The sequence below is a fragment of the Bradyrhizobium genosp. L genome (assembly GCF_015624485.1).
In the GTDB taxonomy this organism is placed as follows: domain Bacteria; phylum Pseudomonadota; class Alphaproteobacteria; order Rhizobiales; family Xanthobacteraceae; genus Bradyrhizobium.
Genome location: NZ_CP061378.1, coordinates 1843127 through 1857685 on the forward strand (window position 1 = coordinate 1843127; position 14559 = coordinate 1857685).

A 14559-nucleotide genomic window follows, 5' to 3' on the forward strand; every position below is an offset into this window, starting at 1 on the left:
TCATCATTGTCCCAGCCGCTCGATCAGGGCAGGCGCGTGCACCTGGTCGGCCTTGTAGTTGCCGGTCAGCGTGTACATCACGATGTTGACCCCGGCGCGGAAGGCGAACTCGCGCTGCCGCGGCTCGCCCGGTGTCAGCGGCAGCATCGCCTGGCCGTCGGGGCGAATTGCCCAGGCGCCGGCGAGATCGTTCGAGGTGATGATGATCGGCGAGACGCCGTCGCCGCCGCGTGCCGGGCGCTTGTCGGCTTCCTCGTCCTCCTCGCGCGGCAGCGCCTCGACCCAGGTCTGGCCGGAGTTGAAGCGGCCGGGGAAGTCGCGCAGCAGATAGAACGTCTTGGTCAGCACGTGCTCGCGCGGCACCGGTTCGAGCTCGGGGACGTCGAGGGTGGACAGCAACTCGCGCAGCGTCTGCATCGCCGGCGTCTGCGATGGGCCGTCGTCGCCCGGCGGCGCCTCGACGGCGTCGCGGGTGTCGAACACCACGGTACCGCCCTGCTTCATGTAGGCGTCGATCTTGTTGATGGCGTCCTGCGGCGGTTTCGGCGCGCCCGGAACGATCGGCCAGTAGATCAGCGGGAAGAAGGCCAACTCGTCATGCGCGGGATCGATGCCGACGGGATCGCCGGCCTCGAGCGCGGTGCGCTGCGCCAGGAACAGCGTCAGTCCGGACATCCCTGCCTTGACGATGGAATCGACGTCGGCATTGCCGGTCACGACATAAGCAAGCCGGGTCTGCGATGTCGCCTTGATGGCGAAGTCGTCGGCGCTGCTATTGGCTCCGCTATTGCCGCTGTTGTTGTTGCTGCCCTGGGCATGCGTCGGCGCGGGCGCGAATGCCAACGCCGCGAGCACGACGGCGAACGCCAGCACCGCGGCTGCGGCCCGCCGCCGCAGCAGCGCGGCAAGGCCGCCGCCGAGCATCGCCACCACGATCGCGTCGACCAGGAACAGCGCCAGCGCCGTCGACAGCATGATGCCGCGCAGGTCACGCGGCTCGGTGTTGGTGTAGGTCGCATGCCGCGCGCGCAGGCCCGAGATGTCGAGCGTCGCGATGCGGTCGGAGGCGGCGAGCGTGTTGACCGCGATCGGGCTCTCGGCCGTGCCGTAGAGACCGGGCGGATGCTCCGCGGTGCCGCGGTCGCGATAATCCGCCGGCATCGGCTTGGCGGTCGAGGGTGGCGGCCCGAACGCGCCGAATCCGTCGAGCGTGCGCAACGGCGCCACAGTCTCGGCGTTGGGATCGCTGGCGACACCGGGGCCGGGCTTCGAGGTGTAGCCGGACATGTCGACCAGCCGCCGCAGCATCTCGACGAAGGTGCCGGACATCGGCAAGTCCGACCAGCGCATGTCGGCGCCGACATGGAACAGGCTGATCACGCCCTTGCCCTGATGCTCGCCGGTGACCAGCGGCGTGCCGTCTTCCAGCGACGCCCAGCTCTTGGTCGCGAGCACGGCGTCGGGCTCGGCCAGCACCTGACGATTGACGGTGATGTCCTTCGGCACGGCGAGGCCGGCGAACGGACCGTCGGCCGCGAACGAGGCCATGTGCTGCGGCTTTTCCCAGGTCAGGCTGCCGCCGAGCGTGCGGCCGCCCTTGCGCAATTTGACCGGCACGAGGTCGTCATCGGCCTGCGCCAAACGAGGGCCGGCGAAGCGCACCAGCACGCCACCCTGATCGATCCAGGCGTTGAGGCGGTCGCGGATCTCCGGCGACAGCGTGCCGACGTCGGCCATCACGATCATCGGCAGGCGCTGGTCGAGGAACTGGGCGATCGCCTGCTGCGGCGCGCCGCGGTCCCCCAACCTGACATCGGCGAATGGCGACAGCGCGCGGGAGAGATAGAAGGTCGAGGCCAGCAGCGGCTGCGCGGTGTCGGCGCTCGAGCCCGAGACCACGCCGATGGCGCGGCGGCGCCAGCGCCGGTCGAGCAATTGCACGGCGCCGGCCGAATGCTCGCTTGCGATCTCGAGCCGGGAGATGTCGTTGCGCAGCTCGACCGGAAGATCGAACGCAGCTTCAGTCTCGCGCGCGTCGGGGCCGAATGCGTAGCGCGCCTCGCCGATCGGAGAGCCCTTGGCGTCGAGCGCGCGCACCGTGCCGGCCGCGATCCCGCCCTCGGTGCGCAGCACCTTGACCGTCATCTTGGCGGCAGCGTTCTCGGCCGCGACGAGCGCGTGCGCCGGCGGCGCGCCGCCCGCATAGATCGTCAGGTTGCGGCCCTCGATCACCTTGCCGAGTCCTTCGGTGAATTCGCTGCCGCGGCCGGTGTCGATGCCATCGGACAGCCAGACCACGTCGCAGTCGCCGGTCGATTTCAGGAAACGTCCGAGCGGTGCCAGGGTTTCGACGCGGTCGATCGAGTAGGGTTTTGGCGCGAGCTGGCGCAGCGCGACCCGTGCGGCGCCGGCCGGCATCAGCGTGATGTCGCGCGCGGGCTCCGACAGCGGCACCAGCGCGACGCCGCGGCGGTCGCTGTCGGCATCGGTGATCAATTCGTCGGCGGCCCTGATCCGCGCGTCCCAGCTCGACGCGGCGCTCCAGCCGTCATCGAGCAGGATCACCAGCGGCTGCTTGCTGGCGGCAACGCCGGTCTGCGGATTCCAGATCGGGCCGGCGGCGGCGAGAATGACGAGCGCAGCAGCGGCGAGCCTGAGCAGGGTCAGCCACCACGGTGTGCGCTGTGGCGTCTCCTCCTTCGGCGCGATGTCGAACAAGAGCCGAGTCGGCGGGAATTCGACGCGCCGCGGCCGCGGCGGCATGACGCGGAGCAACCACCACAGCACCGGCAGGCTGACCAGCCCCAGCAGCAGCAACGGTTCGGCAAACGAGAGGGGAAGGCCCGCGATCATGCGCTGCGTCCCGCCTTGACGGCCGAGCGGCCGCCCTTGTTCACCATCATGCCGGCATGCAGGAACAGCAGCAGCTCGGCGGCGGAGCGGCTGGTGGTGTGGGTCGAGAACAGCCAGTCGAGCCGGCCGGTCTCGGCGCGGATCTGGTCGCGATGCAGCGCGACGCGGGCGACATAGTCGGCGGCCCAGCTCTCGGCGCGGCCTGCGGTGATGACGCTGCCGGCCTCCGGCTCGACGAACTCGACGCGACCGGAATAGGGGAAGGTTTCTTCCGCGGGATCGACGATCTGCACCAGCGTGCCATGCGCGCCCGACGAAGCGAGCCCGGCCAGCATGGTCTTGATCTCGGGCAACGGCGACCAGAAGTCGGACAGCACGACGATCTCGGCGAGCGACGACGGCACGAAGGAGGGCGGCAGGCTGGCGCGCGTCGCCTCGTCATGCAGCATCGCCTGCGCCATCTTGTCGATCACGGCGCGGCTGCCGGTCGGATGCATCAGGCCGGGAATGCCGACGCGTTCGCCGCCGGCGACCAGCAGTTCGGCGAGCGCGAAAGCCGTAATCAGGCCGCGCTCGAGCTTGCTGTCGCGAGCATCGCGGGAAGCAAAGGCCATCGAGGGCGAGCGGTCGGGCCAGATCCAGACGGTGTGCGCGGCCTCCCATTCCTGCTCGCGGACATAGAGGTGGTCGTCGCGCCCGGAGCGGCGCCAGTCGACGCGCTGCGCGGGCTCGCCGGAAACGAAGCGGCGATACTGCCAAAAGCTCTCGCCGGCGCCGGCGCGGCGGCGGCCATGCAGGCCGTGGATGACGTTGGCGGCGATACGGCGGGCCTCAAGCACCAGGCGCGGCAGCGACGCGGCGAGCGTTCGGCTCTCGCCATCGGCACGTCGGACCGCAAGGATCTCCTCTTTCAGGTGCCTGTCTTCGGCGGCCATCAACCGATCCGCGTCTTCAACTGCTTGATCACGTCGGGAATGGTGCGGCCCTCGGCGCGCGCCGCGAAGGTCAGCGCCATGCGGTGCTTGAGGATGGGTTCGGCGAGATCGAGCACGTCGTCGATCGAGGGCGCGAGCCGGCCGTCGAGCAGTGCGCGGGCGCGCACCGCGAGCATCAGCGACTGGCTGGCGCGGGGACCCGGTCCCCAGGCGATCAGCTTGCCGGCTTCGCCGCCGTCCGGGCCGGGACGCGCGGCCCGGACCAGCGACAGGATCGCCTCGACCACGGAATCGCCGACCGGCAGGCGGCGCACCAGCCGCTGCGCCGCGAGCAGCGTCTCGGCATTCATCGACGGCTTGGCCGAGGTTTCCTCGGCACCGGTGGTCTCGAACAGGATGCGCCGCTCGGCGTCGCGATCGGGATAGTCGACGTCGATTTCCATCAGGAAGCGGTCGAGCTGCGCTTCGGGCAACGGATAGGTGCCTTCCTGCTCCAGCGGGTTCTGCGTCGCCAGCACGTGGAATGGCTTTGGCAAATCATGCCGCGCGCCGGCAATGGTGATGTGCTGCTCCTGCATGGCTTGCAGCAGCGCCGATTGCGTGCGCGGGCTGGCGCGGTTGATCTCGTCGGCCATCAAGAGCTGCGCGAACACCGGACCGGAGAGGAAGCGGAACGAACGCTTGCCGGCCGAGCTCTCGTCGAGCACCTCGGCGCCGAGAATGTCCGACGGCATCAGGTCGGGCGTGAACTGGATGCGCTTGGCGTCGAGCCCGAGCGTGACGCCGAGGGTTTCGACCAGCTTTGTCTTCGCAAGGCCGGGGACGCCGATCAGCAGTGCATGACCGCCAGACAGGATCGTGACCAACGTGTTCTCGATCACCTGGTCCTGGCCGAAGATGACCGTCGACACCGCCTCCTTGGCGGCCCGGATCTGGCCGGCGACCTGCTCGGCCGAACGGACGATCACATCCTCCAGTTTCTCGACGCTGTCTGCACCGGCCATTCGGTCCGCTCCTTCGCGTTGACGGCGCGGATTCTGGCGCGTCGTCATGTCATGGCCCTCATGCTAAACCTGTGCGAAGGCCGTGTATTCGTTGAATTAAACTATCCCCACCTTATCGGCATTTCAGGGTATGAACGGCATCACGATGTGGCGAGAACGACGTCCCGACCACATCTCGAGATACGTGCACCAAACGTGCCAGATTGCGGGCAGGAAACGTCAAAGCGAAACTTGAAGGCAAACAATGGCGAAGCAAGGGCAAACCGAATCCGCCAGTGAAACCACGGGCCTTGGAAACACGGGCCTCGGAAACAAGGGTCTGGAAGGCCTCACCGCTGCCGCCAACCAGGCTGCGACATCGGGTTCGACCGGACGAAAAGGCCTGCCTCCGGTGCATCTGTGGAATCCGCCGTTCTGCGGCGACCTCGACATGCGAATCGCCTCCGACGGCACCTGGTTCTACATGGGAACGCCGATCGGCCGGGCAGCACTGGTGCGGCTGTTCTCCACCATCCTGAAGCGCGAGGACGGCAAGCACTTTCTCGTGACGCCGGTGGAGAAGGTCGGCATCCGCGTCGATGACGCGCCGTTCCTGGCGGTGGAAATGCAGACGCAGCACGATGCGCGCGGCCGGCTGCTCAGGTTCCGCACCAATGTCGACGACTGGGTCGATTGCGAGCAGGATCACGGCCTCAGATTCGAGAAAGCCGCCGACGGCGGGCTGACGCCCTATCTGCATGTCCGCGCCGACCTCTGGGCCAAGGTCACCCGTGCGCTCTATTACGACCTGGTTGACATGGGCGAGGAGCGGATGGTCGATGGTCAGGAAATGTTCGGAATCGAATCCGGCGGCGCGTTCTTCGCGATGGCGGATGCGCAGCAGGTGAGGGACGCACGTTGAACGAACCGTTGCTGAATGTGAGGCCGGCGACGATCAGCTCGACGGAGTTCTTTGCGCGGGCCCGCGCGCGGCTCGATTTCGAGGTGCCGCCGGGCCTGTTTGATCCGCATATTATTCCGCGCACCGGGGATTCCGGCAACGACCGCATGCTCGAGATCGTCGCCAAGGAGCAGCCGGTGCGGCCGGCCGCGGTGCTGATCCCGGTGGTCGATCGTCCCGAGCCGACGGTGCTGCTGACGCAGCGCTCGCCGCATCTGTCGAGCCATGCCGGCCAGATCTCGTTTCCCGGCGGCAAGATCGACGCCACCGACGCCTCGCCGCTCGATGCCGCGCTGCGCGAGGCCTGCGAAGAGGTCGGGCTGAAGCGGGAGTTCATCGAGCCGGTCGGCTATCTCGATCTCTACGGCACCGCGTTCGGCTTCCGCATCCTGCCGACGGTCGCCAAGGTGAAGCCGGGCTTCACCTTGAAAATCAACGAGGCCGAGGTCGTCGACGCCTTCGAGGTGCCGCTGGCATTCCTGATGAATCCGGAGAATCACCAGATCCACACCAAGGAATTCCGCGGCATGGACCGCTCCTATTACGCGATGCCGTTCGCCGAGCGCTACATCTGGGGCGCCACCGCGGGCATCCTGCGCGTGCTGTATGAGCGGATCTATCTGTCATGATCCGCACGGTATTGACCGAGATCGGAGTCTTCCTGATCCCATTCGCGGTCTATGCCGTCTTCCTGATCGCGACGCGGTCGGGCGTGACCTTGCCGGCGTCGTGGCCGCTCGACATGCTGACCAAGCTGACGCTCGCTGCGCTGGTGCTGGTCGTCGCAAGCTTCATCCTGCTCGCCGAATACACCGGTGCGCCGCCGAACTCGACCTACGTACCTGCCCATATCGAGAACGGCAGGCTGGTGCCGGGAGTTGAGCGATGAGCGAGGTGCGCCTGCTGTCCGACGCGCCGTGGCTCGCTGTGGGGCCGGCTTCGCGCGTGCTCGCGCTGCTCAATGCCGATGGCGAGGAGGCGCGGGTGATCGGCGGCGCGGTGCGCAACGCGTTGATGCGGATTCCGCTCGGCGACATCGACATCGCCACCACGGCGCTGCCCGACGAGGTGGTCCGTCGCGCCAAGCGGGCCAACGTCAAGAGCGTGCCGACCGGGATCGAGCACGGCACCGTGACCCTGGTGGTCGAGGGCCTGCCGTTCGAGGTGACGACCTTGCGCGAGGACACCGAGACCTATGGCCGCAAGGCGAAGGTCACGTTCGGCCGCGACTGGGTGCGCGACGCCGAAAGGCGCGATTTCACCATCAACGGCCTGTCGGTCGACGCCGAGGGCGTCGTGCATGATCACGTCGGCGGCCTCGCCGATATCGAGGCGCGGCGGGTACGCTTCATCGGCGATCCCGCGCAGCGGATCGCCGAGGACTACCTGCGCATCCTGCGCTTCTTCCGTTTCCACGCGGCCTATGGCGAGGGGGCGGCCGATCGCGACGGCTATCTCGCCTGCATCGGCGGGCGTGACGGGCTGGCCGAACTCTCGGCCGAGCGCATTCGCATGGAGATGCTCAAGCTCGTGGTCGCCGATGGCGCCGCGGCTGCGGCGGTTGCGATGGCCGATGGCGGGCTGCTGCTGCCGCTGTTCGGCGGCGTCGCCTATACCGGGCCGTTCGCGGCGATGATCGAGATCGAGCGCTTGATGGAGCTGGCGCCGAGCCCGATGCGCAGGCTCGCGGCACTGACGGTCGCCGTGACCGAGGACGCGCGGCGCATCGCGGGCCGGCTGCGGCTGTCGAACGCCGAGGCCAAGGCGCTGGACTCGATGGGGCACCGCTGGTGGCGCCTGCCCGGCATGGACGAGGCGCATGCCAAGCGCCGGCTCTACCGGCTCGACGAGGCGCCCTATCGCGACCGCCTGCTGCTGGCCTGGGCGCGCACCGGGGCGAGCGGTGACGTCGAGCACTGGCGCGCGCTCGCCACGCTGCCGCAGCGCTGGCGTGCGCCGCATTTTCCGTTGCGGGCGTCGGATTTCATCGCGCGCGGCATCGCCGAAGGACCGGCGCTCGGCCATGTGCTGACCCTGGCCGAGGATGCCTGGCTTGCGGCGGATTTTCCGCTGGAGCCGAAAATCCTGTCTGACATCGCCGACCAGACCGTCGCGCGTTTCACCCGCGATCATCGGCTCTGAGTTTGCTCACCGGTCGGCAATCGGCCGCAACGATGCTGCCCCGCGCGCACGCGTCAGGCAGCATCGCGCCGAGGGATATTACGCGGCCTTGCGCTTCTTCTTGCGGTCGCCGTCGTCGTCTTCGTCCTCGTCGTCCTCTTCTTCCTCGTCGTCATCCTCGTCTTCGTCGTCGTCCTCTTCGTCGTCTTCCGGATCGAGCTCGGTCGATTCCAGTGCGACGAGCGGCAACGTTTCGCGAAACAGATCGCCGTCGACACCCATCCACAGGCACTCGACGTTCTCTTCGTTGACTTCCACCACCGTCAGCGGATGACCGCCGGATTTCAGAATGACGACGTCGCCAGGTTTCAGTTCCATGATCTTCCTCCGCGCTTGATGACGCGGGACGGGAAGCTAGCGGCCTGTGATGACAGCCCGATCACGGCCGACGCTCTGCGCGGCGGATTAAGGTGGAAAACAATCCGCCGGCGGCGCTATTTGCGCGGGGCCGGAACCAGTTCGGTCAGCGAACGGATGATGCGGTCGGGCTTGATCGTCGATCCCTCCGGCAGGCCGACGCCATGCACGTCCATCCAGATCGCATAGATGCCAAGCCGCTGCGGCGCCACGACTTCCCATTCCAGATTGTCGCCGATCATCCAGGTGTCTTCGGCGGTGACGCCGAGCGCGTCCATGGCGTGCAGATAGGCGCGCTCCTCCGGCTTGCCGAAGCCGTGCTCGCCCTCGATCTGGATATGGTCGAAGCGATGGCTGAGCGCGAAGCGCTCGACCTTGGCGCGCTGCATGTCGGCGTTGCCATTGGTGACCAGCGCGAGCTTGACGCCGAGCGCCTTGAACGCGTCGATCGCCTCATGCGCGCCGGGGAAGACGAACATCTCCTCCTCGCGAAACGTCGTAAAGCGATCGGCGATGCGGTCAGCGAGATCGGCCGGCAGCGCGCGGTGGCCGGCCGCCGCAAGCGCGGCAAATCCGCCCCTGACGGTGAGGCGGCGTGCTTCGGCGAGCCTGATCCGCCAGATCGGCTCCGCGGTCGACCAGAATTCTCGCGCTGACGCCAGCAGCGCGGTCGCGACCTGATCCGGGGGCAGGGGCGCCAGTTCAGCGGCGAACTCGGTGGCGATCGCGTTCCAGGCGATCTCGGGGCGGCCATAGGCCGACAGGATGGTGTCATCCATGTCGATCAGCATCGCGCGCGGCAGGTCGGTCACGGCCATTTCACCTCCGGCGGCAGCGACGACAGGATCGAATCCACATTGCCGCCGGTCTTCAGGCCGAAGATGGTGCCGCGATCATAGAGCAGGTTGAACTCGACATAGCGGCCGCGGCGGATCAGCTGCTCGTCGCGATCCTCGCTCGTCCACGATGTCGCGAAATTGCGCCGAACGAGTTCGGGATAGATCTTCAGGAAGCTGCGCCCGACGTCCTGGGTGAAGGCGAGATCGGCGTCCCAGTCGCCGCTGTCGTGCCAGTCGTAGAAGATGCCGCCGACGCCGCGCGCTTCCTTGCGATGCGGCAGATAGAAATACTCGTCGCACCATTTCTTGTACTTGTCGTAATCGGCGACGCCGTTCGGCCCGCTGCACGCGCTCTGCATCGCCGCATGGAAGGCGACCGTGTCGGGGTCCTCCTGGGTCCGCCGGCGGTTCAGCACCGGCGTCAGATCGGCGCCGCCGCCGAACCAGGCTTTTGTCGTCACGACGAAGCGGGTGTTCATGTGCACGGCCGGCACGTTCGGATTGCGCAGATGCGCGATCAGCGAGATGCCCGACGCCCAGAACCTGGGATCGTCGGCGGCGCCGGGGATCTGCGCGCGGAATTCGGGGGCGAATTCGCCGTGCACGGTCGAGCAGTGTACGCCGACCTTCTCGAACAGCCGGCCCTTCATGATCGACATCACGCCGCCGCCGCCCGGCTTGCCGGTGTGGTCGGTGCGGTCCCAGGGCGTGCGCGCGAAGCGGCCGGCGTCGCCGGGATAGAGCGAAGCGGGAGCGTCGTCCTCGAGCCGTTCGAGCGCCGCGCAGATCTCGTTGCGCAAGGTCTCGAACCAGCCTTTGGCACGGGCCTTGCGATCCTCTGTCATGGCGGGGTCTGTTGGCAGCATGGCTAGCCCTGCGGTCCGTAATAGGTGCAGCTCTCGTTGCAGCTGTCGCGATGGACGGTGATGCGGGTGAGCTTACCCGCATGCTCCAGCCGCTCCCAGATGAAGCGCGAGAGGTTCTCCAACGTTGGCAGCCCAAGCGCCTCGATCTTGTTGAGGAATTTGTGGTCGAGCATCTTCTGCACCTCGGCCATGGCGCGCTCGAGCAGGCCGAGATCGACCACCATGCCCGTCTTCGGATCAGGCGTGCCCCGCACCGTGACTTCGGCGCGGAAGGAGTGGCCGTGGATCTCCTCGCTGTCGGCCCCAAAGGTCGTTCCGGTCAGCGCATGCGCAGCCTCGAACCGAAACGCTTTCGTCAATTCCCACATCTCTTCGCTAATCCAGTTCTCTCAAAGTAACGTTCATCTGATCCCGAGCGACTTGTGCGTCTGCACGCTGAGCCGCCATTGCGGATGCTTCAGGCAGTAATCGATCGCCCGCTGCGTATTCTCGATCACGTCCGGGCCGTCCATCGGCTGCAGCGAGAAGCGCTCGAACGAAAGCCCGGCGAAATCCTCCGGCGCATTCTCCAGCTGCGGATAGACCAGCTTGAGCTCGTGTCCCTTGCGCACCACGAGCCCGGCTGCGGCCTTCGGGCTGACGCAGATCCAGTCGAGCCCGTCGGGCGGCGCGATGGTGCCGTTGGTCTCGATCGCAATCGCAAAGCCGCGCGCGTGCAGGGCCTCGACCAGGGCGGCGTCGACCTGCAGCAGCGGCTCGCCGCCGGTCAAGACCACATAGCGGTCGGCATCGCCGCCGGTCCATTGCGCAGCGACGGTGTCGGCGAGCTCGGCCGCCTCCGCATAGCGGCCGCCGAGCGTGCCATCCATGCCGACGAAATCTGTGTCGCAGAACCGGCAGACCGCGCCGGCGCGGTCCTGCTCGCGGCCGGTCCAGAGGTTGCAGCCGGCGAAGCGGCAGAACACGGAGGCGCGGCCCGCATGGGCGCCTTCGCCCTGCAGGGTGAGAAAAATCTCCTTGACCGCGTAGCTCACAAAAGCCCCTCAGGTTGCCGTGACGGTGACCGGTGTGCCGTCTGGCGCAGTGCTTCGCCAACCGCCATGGCAGCTGTGACGGCCACATTGAGCGAACGCAAAGACGGTTTGATCGGAATCAGCAGCCGCGCATCGGCGGCAGCCACGACCGCGTCGGTGACACCAGCGGTCTCCCGCCCGAACAGCAGGATGTCGGAGGCGTTATAGCTGAAATCAAGGTAGGATGTCGCCGCCTTGGTCGTGAACAGGACCAGCCGGCAGCCGCTCTCGGCCCGCCATTCCTCGAATTTCGACCATGAGACGTGACGCTTCAAGGCGACCTGGTCGAGATAGTCCATCCCCGCGCGGCGGAAATTGCGGTCCGAGGAGTCGAAGCCCGCCGGTTCGATGATATGGGCCGCGACGTCCAGGCAGGCGCAGAGGCGCAGAATCGTCCCGGTATTTTGGGGGATGTCGGGCTGGAACAGCGCGATCTGCATCGTCGTCGAGGCCTGTGAAAGTGGGATGAAATTGTCTCAATAAAACATCGCCAGCAGCGGATTTCGTGCATTGCACGCTTGCGAGCCGATAGCGGGCTTGCGCTCGTCCGGCAAGGGTGCCAATAGAACGATTCTGGACTGCTGTTCCGCCGTTTGGGGTGTGGAATGGCGGGTTTCTGCCGCCGCGGGGGTCGCGGGCGCCGGCAGCCTTTCCTGGGCGCTTCCTGCGTCTTCGGGGCGGTTCCACCGGCTGCGGATATGAAAGGGCTTGGAAACGTGACGACAGCGTCTTCGGCGGACCATCCGACACGCCGTGATTTCCTTTTTGTTGCAACCGGTGCTGCTGCCGTGGTCGGCGCAGCCGCCACTGTCTGGCCGCTGGTTGCGCAGATGAACCCGGATGCCGCGACGATCGCGGCCGGCGCACCGATCCAGGTCGATCTGACGCCGATCGCCGAGGGCCAAGACATCAAGGTGTTCTGGCGCGGTAAGCCGATCTACATCAGCCACCGCACCAAGAAGCAGATCCAGGAGGCCCAGAGCGTGGCGCTCTCGAGCCTGCCCGACCCGCAGCCCGACTCGGCGCGCGTCAAGGACGGCCACGACCAGTGGCTGGTCGTGATCGGCATCTGCACTCATCTCGGCTGCATCCCGATCGCCCATGAGGGCAATTACGACGGCTTCTTCTGCCCCTGCCATGGCTCGCAGTACGACTCCTCCGGTCGTATCCGCCAGGGGCCCGCGCCCGCCAACCTGGTGGTGCCGCCCTATGCCTTCCTTTCCGACACCAAAATCCAGATCGGCTAAGTCCGGGATCTCCGGGCTTTGGAACCCATCGCGTCGTTTTTCTTCTCAGGATCGCATCAATGAGCGGACCATCCGATTTCCAACCGAGCAACCCCGCCTTGAAGTGGATCGAGCGGCGCCTACCGATCTTCGGCCTGATCCACTCCTCCTTCGTGGCCTATCCGACGCCGCGCAACCTGAACTACTGGTGGACCTTCGGCGCCATCCTTTCGATGATGCTGGGGCTGCAGATCCTGACCGGCGTGATCCTGGCGATGCACTACACGCCGAACGCCGACCTCGCCTTCAAGTCGGTTGAGCTGCTGGTCCGCGACGTCAATTACGGCTGGCTGCTGCGCAACATGCATGCCTGCGGCGCGTCGATGTTCTTCTTCGCGGTCTACGTCCACATGTTCCGCGGTCTCTATTACGGGTCGTACAAGGAGCCGCGCGAGGTGCTGTGGATCCTCGGCGTCATCATCTACCTCCTGATGATGGCGACCGGCTTCATGGGCTACGTGCTGCCGTGGGGCCAGATGAGCTTCTGGGGCGCCACCGTCATCACCAATCTGTTCTCGGCCGTGCCCTATTTCGGCGAGAGCATCGTGACGCTGCTGTGGGGCGGCTACTCGGTCGGCAACCCGACCCTGAACCGCTTCTTCTCGCTGCACTACCTGCTACCGTTCGTGATCGCTGGCGTGGTCGTGCTGCACGTCTGGGCGCTGCACGTCGCGGGCCAGAACAATCCGGCCGGCGTCGAGGCCAAGACCGACAAGGACACGGTGCCGTTCACGCCCTATGCGACGATCAAGGACATGTTCGGCGTCGCCTGCTTCCTGATCTTCTTCTCCTGGTTCATCTTCTACATGCCGAACTATCTCGGCGACGCCGACAACTACATCCCGGCGAACCCCGGCGTGACGCCGGCGCACATCGTGCCCGAATGGTACTATCTGCCGTTCTACGCTATCCTGCGCTCGATCCCGAACAAGCTCGCCGGCGTGGTGGCGATGTTCTCGGCGATCATCGTCCTGTGCTTCCTGCCCTGGCTCGACAGCGCGCGGACCCGTTCGTCGAAGTACCGTCCGCTGGCCAAGCAGTTCTTCTGGCTGTTCGTGGCGGTCTGTATCCTGCTCGGCTATCTCGGCTCGCAGCCGCCGGAAGGCATCTATGTGATCGCCGGCCGCATCCTGACGGTCTGCTATTTCGCCTACTTCCTGATCGTGCTGCCGCTGCTCTCCCGGATCGAGACGCCGCGTCCGGTGCCGAACTCGATCGCCGACGACGTGCTGGCGAAGCGCAAGGGCAAGATCGCGACCGCGGCCTCCATCGCGCTCGCGCTGGTGGTGGCCGGCGGCGTGCTGGCCGGCAGCGCCCAGAACGCCCGCGCCGAGGAAAACGACGCTCCGCCGCAGCAGAAATGGTCGTTCGCCGGCCCTTTCGGCAAGTTTGATCGCGGCTCGCTGCAGCGTGGCCTGAAGGTTTACAAAGAGGTCTGCTCGGCCTGCCACAGCCTGAACTATGTCGCGTTCCGCAACCTGGCCGATCCCGGCGGACCCGGCTATTCGGTGGCGCAGGCGGCGGCGTTCGCGTCCGACTACAAGATCAAGGACGGCCCGAACGACCAGGGCGAGATGTTCGACCGTCCGGGCCGCACCGCGGATTACTTCCCGGCGCCGTTCCCGAACGAGCAGGCTGCGGCCGCCGCCAATGGCGGCAAGGCGCCGCCGGACCTCTCGCTGATGGCCAAGGCACGGTCCTACGAGCGCGGCTTCCCGCGCTTCCTGATCGACTTCTTCACCCAGTATCAGGAGCAGGGACCGGACTACGTCTCGGCGATCCTGCAGGGCTTCGAGGACAAGCCGCCGGCGGGTGTCACCGTCCCTGAAGGCACCTACTACAACAAGTACTTCCCGGGCCACGCCATCAAGATGCCGAAGCCGCTGTCCGACGGCCAGGTGACCTTCGACGACGGCTCGCCGGCGACGGTGGCGCAGTACGCCCACGACGTCACCACGTTCCTGATGTGGGCGGCCGAGCCGCACATGGAGGAGCGCAAGCGGATCGGCGTGCAGGTGTTCGTGTTCCTGATCATCTTCGCCTTGCTGATGTACTTCACCAAGCGGAAGGTCTGGGCTGACGCGCACTGACGCGGGAAGCCGGTTCTTACGAGATTGAAAAAGCCCCCTCCGGGGGGCTTTTTTGCTTTCGCGAGTGCACTCGCAATCGATGGATGACGACTGCGCGAGGATGCCGCGCGGTGATTGCGTCCGTCATCGAGTGCG

The 14559-nt window shown here is 66.6% G+C and carries 15 protein-coding genes; 6 read left to right on the forward strand and 9 right to left on the reverse strand.

The window, feature by feature from the left end; all coding sequences use genetic code 11:
* Nucleotides 1–3: 3 nt before the first annotated feature.
* The 3 genes from IC762_RS08600 to IC762_RS08610 are packed head-to-tail and all read right to left on the reverse strand — an operon-like array spanning nt 4 to nt 4792.
* Nucleotides 4–2850: a DUF4159 domain-containing protein gene (locus IC762_RS08600; RefSeq protein WP_195790058.1), complete on the reverse strand. Its 2847-nt coding sequence runs from the start codon at nt 2848–2850 to the stop codon at nt 4–6.
* On the reverse strand, nt 2850–3788 hold the full coding sequence (locus IC762_RS08605) for a DUF58 domain-containing protein (protein ID WP_195788376.1): 939 nt from the start codon (nt 3786–3788) through the stop codon (nt 2850–2852). The genes IC762_RS08600 and IC762_RS08605 overlap by 1 nt, the downstream gene beginning before the upstream one ends.
* The gene (locus IC762_RS08610) at nt 3788–4792 is read right to left on the reverse strand and encodes an AAA family ATPase (RefSeq protein ID WP_195788377.1); all 1005 of its coding nucleotides are present in this window, start codon (nt 4790–4792) and stop codon (nt 3788–3790) included. Before IC762_RS08610 ends, IC762_RS08605 begins: the two co-directional genes overlap by 1 nt.
* A gap of 244 nt (nt 4793–5036) precedes the next feature.
* Here IC762_RS08610 and IC762_RS08615 point away from each other — a divergent pair, with 244 nt between their 5' ends.
* Genes IC762_RS08615 through IC762_RS08630 form a run of 4 tightly spaced genes read left to right on the forward strand, consistent with a single transcriptional unit; the run spans nt 5037 to nt 7874 of the window.
* Nucleotides 5037–5693 (forward strand): DUF1285 domain-containing protein, encoded by a 657-nt coding sequence (locus IC762_RS08615; RefSeq protein WP_246801486.1) that lies wholly within the window; start codon nt 5037–5039, stop codon nt 5691–5693.
* Nucleotides 5690–6361: a CoA pyrophosphatase gene (locus IC762_RS08620; protein ID WP_195788378.1), complete on the forward strand. Its 672-nt coding sequence runs from the start codon at nt 5690–5692 to the stop codon at nt 6359–6361. Before IC762_RS08615 ends, IC762_RS08620 begins: the two co-directional genes overlap by 4 nt.
* Complete coding sequence (locus tag IC762_RS08625) at nt 6358–6621, forward strand: DUF6111 family protein (protein WP_195788379.1); 264 nt, start codon at nt 6358–6360, stop codon at nt 6619–6621. Before IC762_RS08620 ends, IC762_RS08625 begins: the two co-directional genes overlap by 4 nt.
* Nucleotides 6618–7874, forward strand: coding sequence for a CCA tRNA nucleotidyltransferase (locus IC762_RS08630; RefSeq protein ID WP_195788380.1), 1257 nt, complete (start codon nt 6618–6620; stop codon nt 7872–7874). Before IC762_RS08625 ends, IC762_RS08630 begins: the two co-directional genes overlap by 4 nt.
* A gap of 78 nt (nt 7875–7952) precedes the next feature.
* Here IC762_RS08630 and IC762_RS08635 read toward each other — a convergent pair whose 3' ends face one another.
* The 6 genes from IC762_RS08635 to IC762_RS08660 all read right to left on the reverse strand — a co-directional run bounded on the left by IC762_RS08635 (nt 7953) and on the right by IC762_RS08660 (nt 11488).
* Nucleotides 7953–8231 (reverse strand): DUF2158 domain-containing protein, encoded by a 279-nt coding sequence (locus IC762_RS08635; protein WP_195788381.1) that lies wholly within the window; start codon nt 8229–8231, stop codon nt 7953–7955.
* Between the two features lie 116 nt (nt 8232–8347).
* A complete protein-coding gene (locus tag IC762_RS08640; protein ID WP_195788382.1) occupies nt 8348–9088 on the reverse strand; it encodes an HAD family hydrolase in 741 nt (246 codons plus the stop codon).
* A complete protein-coding gene (gene hemF / locus IC762_RS08645; RefSeq protein ID WP_195788383.1) occupies nt 9079–9954 on the reverse strand; it encodes an oxygen-dependent coproporphyrinogen oxidase in 876 nt (291 codons plus the stop codon). Before hemF ends, IC762_RS08640 begins: the two co-directional genes overlap by 10 nt.
* Nucleotides 9955–9977: 23 nt before the next feature.
* Complete coding sequence (locus IC762_RS08650; protein WP_195788384.1) at nt 9978–10343, reverse strand: 6-pyruvoyl trahydropterin synthase family protein; 366 nt, start codon at nt 10341–10343, stop codon at nt 9978–9980.
* 33 nt (nt 10344–10376) lie between these two features.
* Nucleotides 10377–11009: a 7-carboxy-7-deazaguanine synthase gene (queE, locus tag IC762_RS08655; protein WP_195788385.1), complete on the reverse strand. Its 633-nt coding sequence runs from the start codon at nt 11007–11009 to the stop codon at nt 10377–10379.
* Nucleotides 11006–11488: a tRNA (cytidine(34)-2'-O)-methyltransferase gene (locus IC762_RS08660; RefSeq protein ID WP_195788386.1), complete on the reverse strand. Its 483-nt coding sequence runs from the start codon at nt 11486–11488 to the stop codon at nt 11006–11008. Before IC762_RS08660 ends, queE begins: the two co-directional genes overlap by 4 nt.
* Nucleotides 11489–11764: 276 nt before the next feature.
* Here IC762_RS08660 and petA point away from each other — a divergent pair, with 276 nt between their 5' ends.
* On the forward strand, nt 11765–12295 hold the full coding sequence (petA, locus tag IC762_RS08665; protein WP_195788387.1) for a ubiquinol-cytochrome c reductase iron-sulfur subunit: 531 nt from the start codon (nt 11765–11767) through the stop codon (nt 12293–12295).
* 59 nt (nt 12296–12354) lie between these two features.
* Complete coding sequence (locus IC762_RS08670; protein ID WP_195788388.1) at nt 12355–14424, forward strand: cytochrome c1; 2070 nt, start codon at nt 12355–12357, stop codon at nt 14422–14424.
* The last annotated feature ends 135 nt before the right edge of the window (nt 14425–14559 follow it).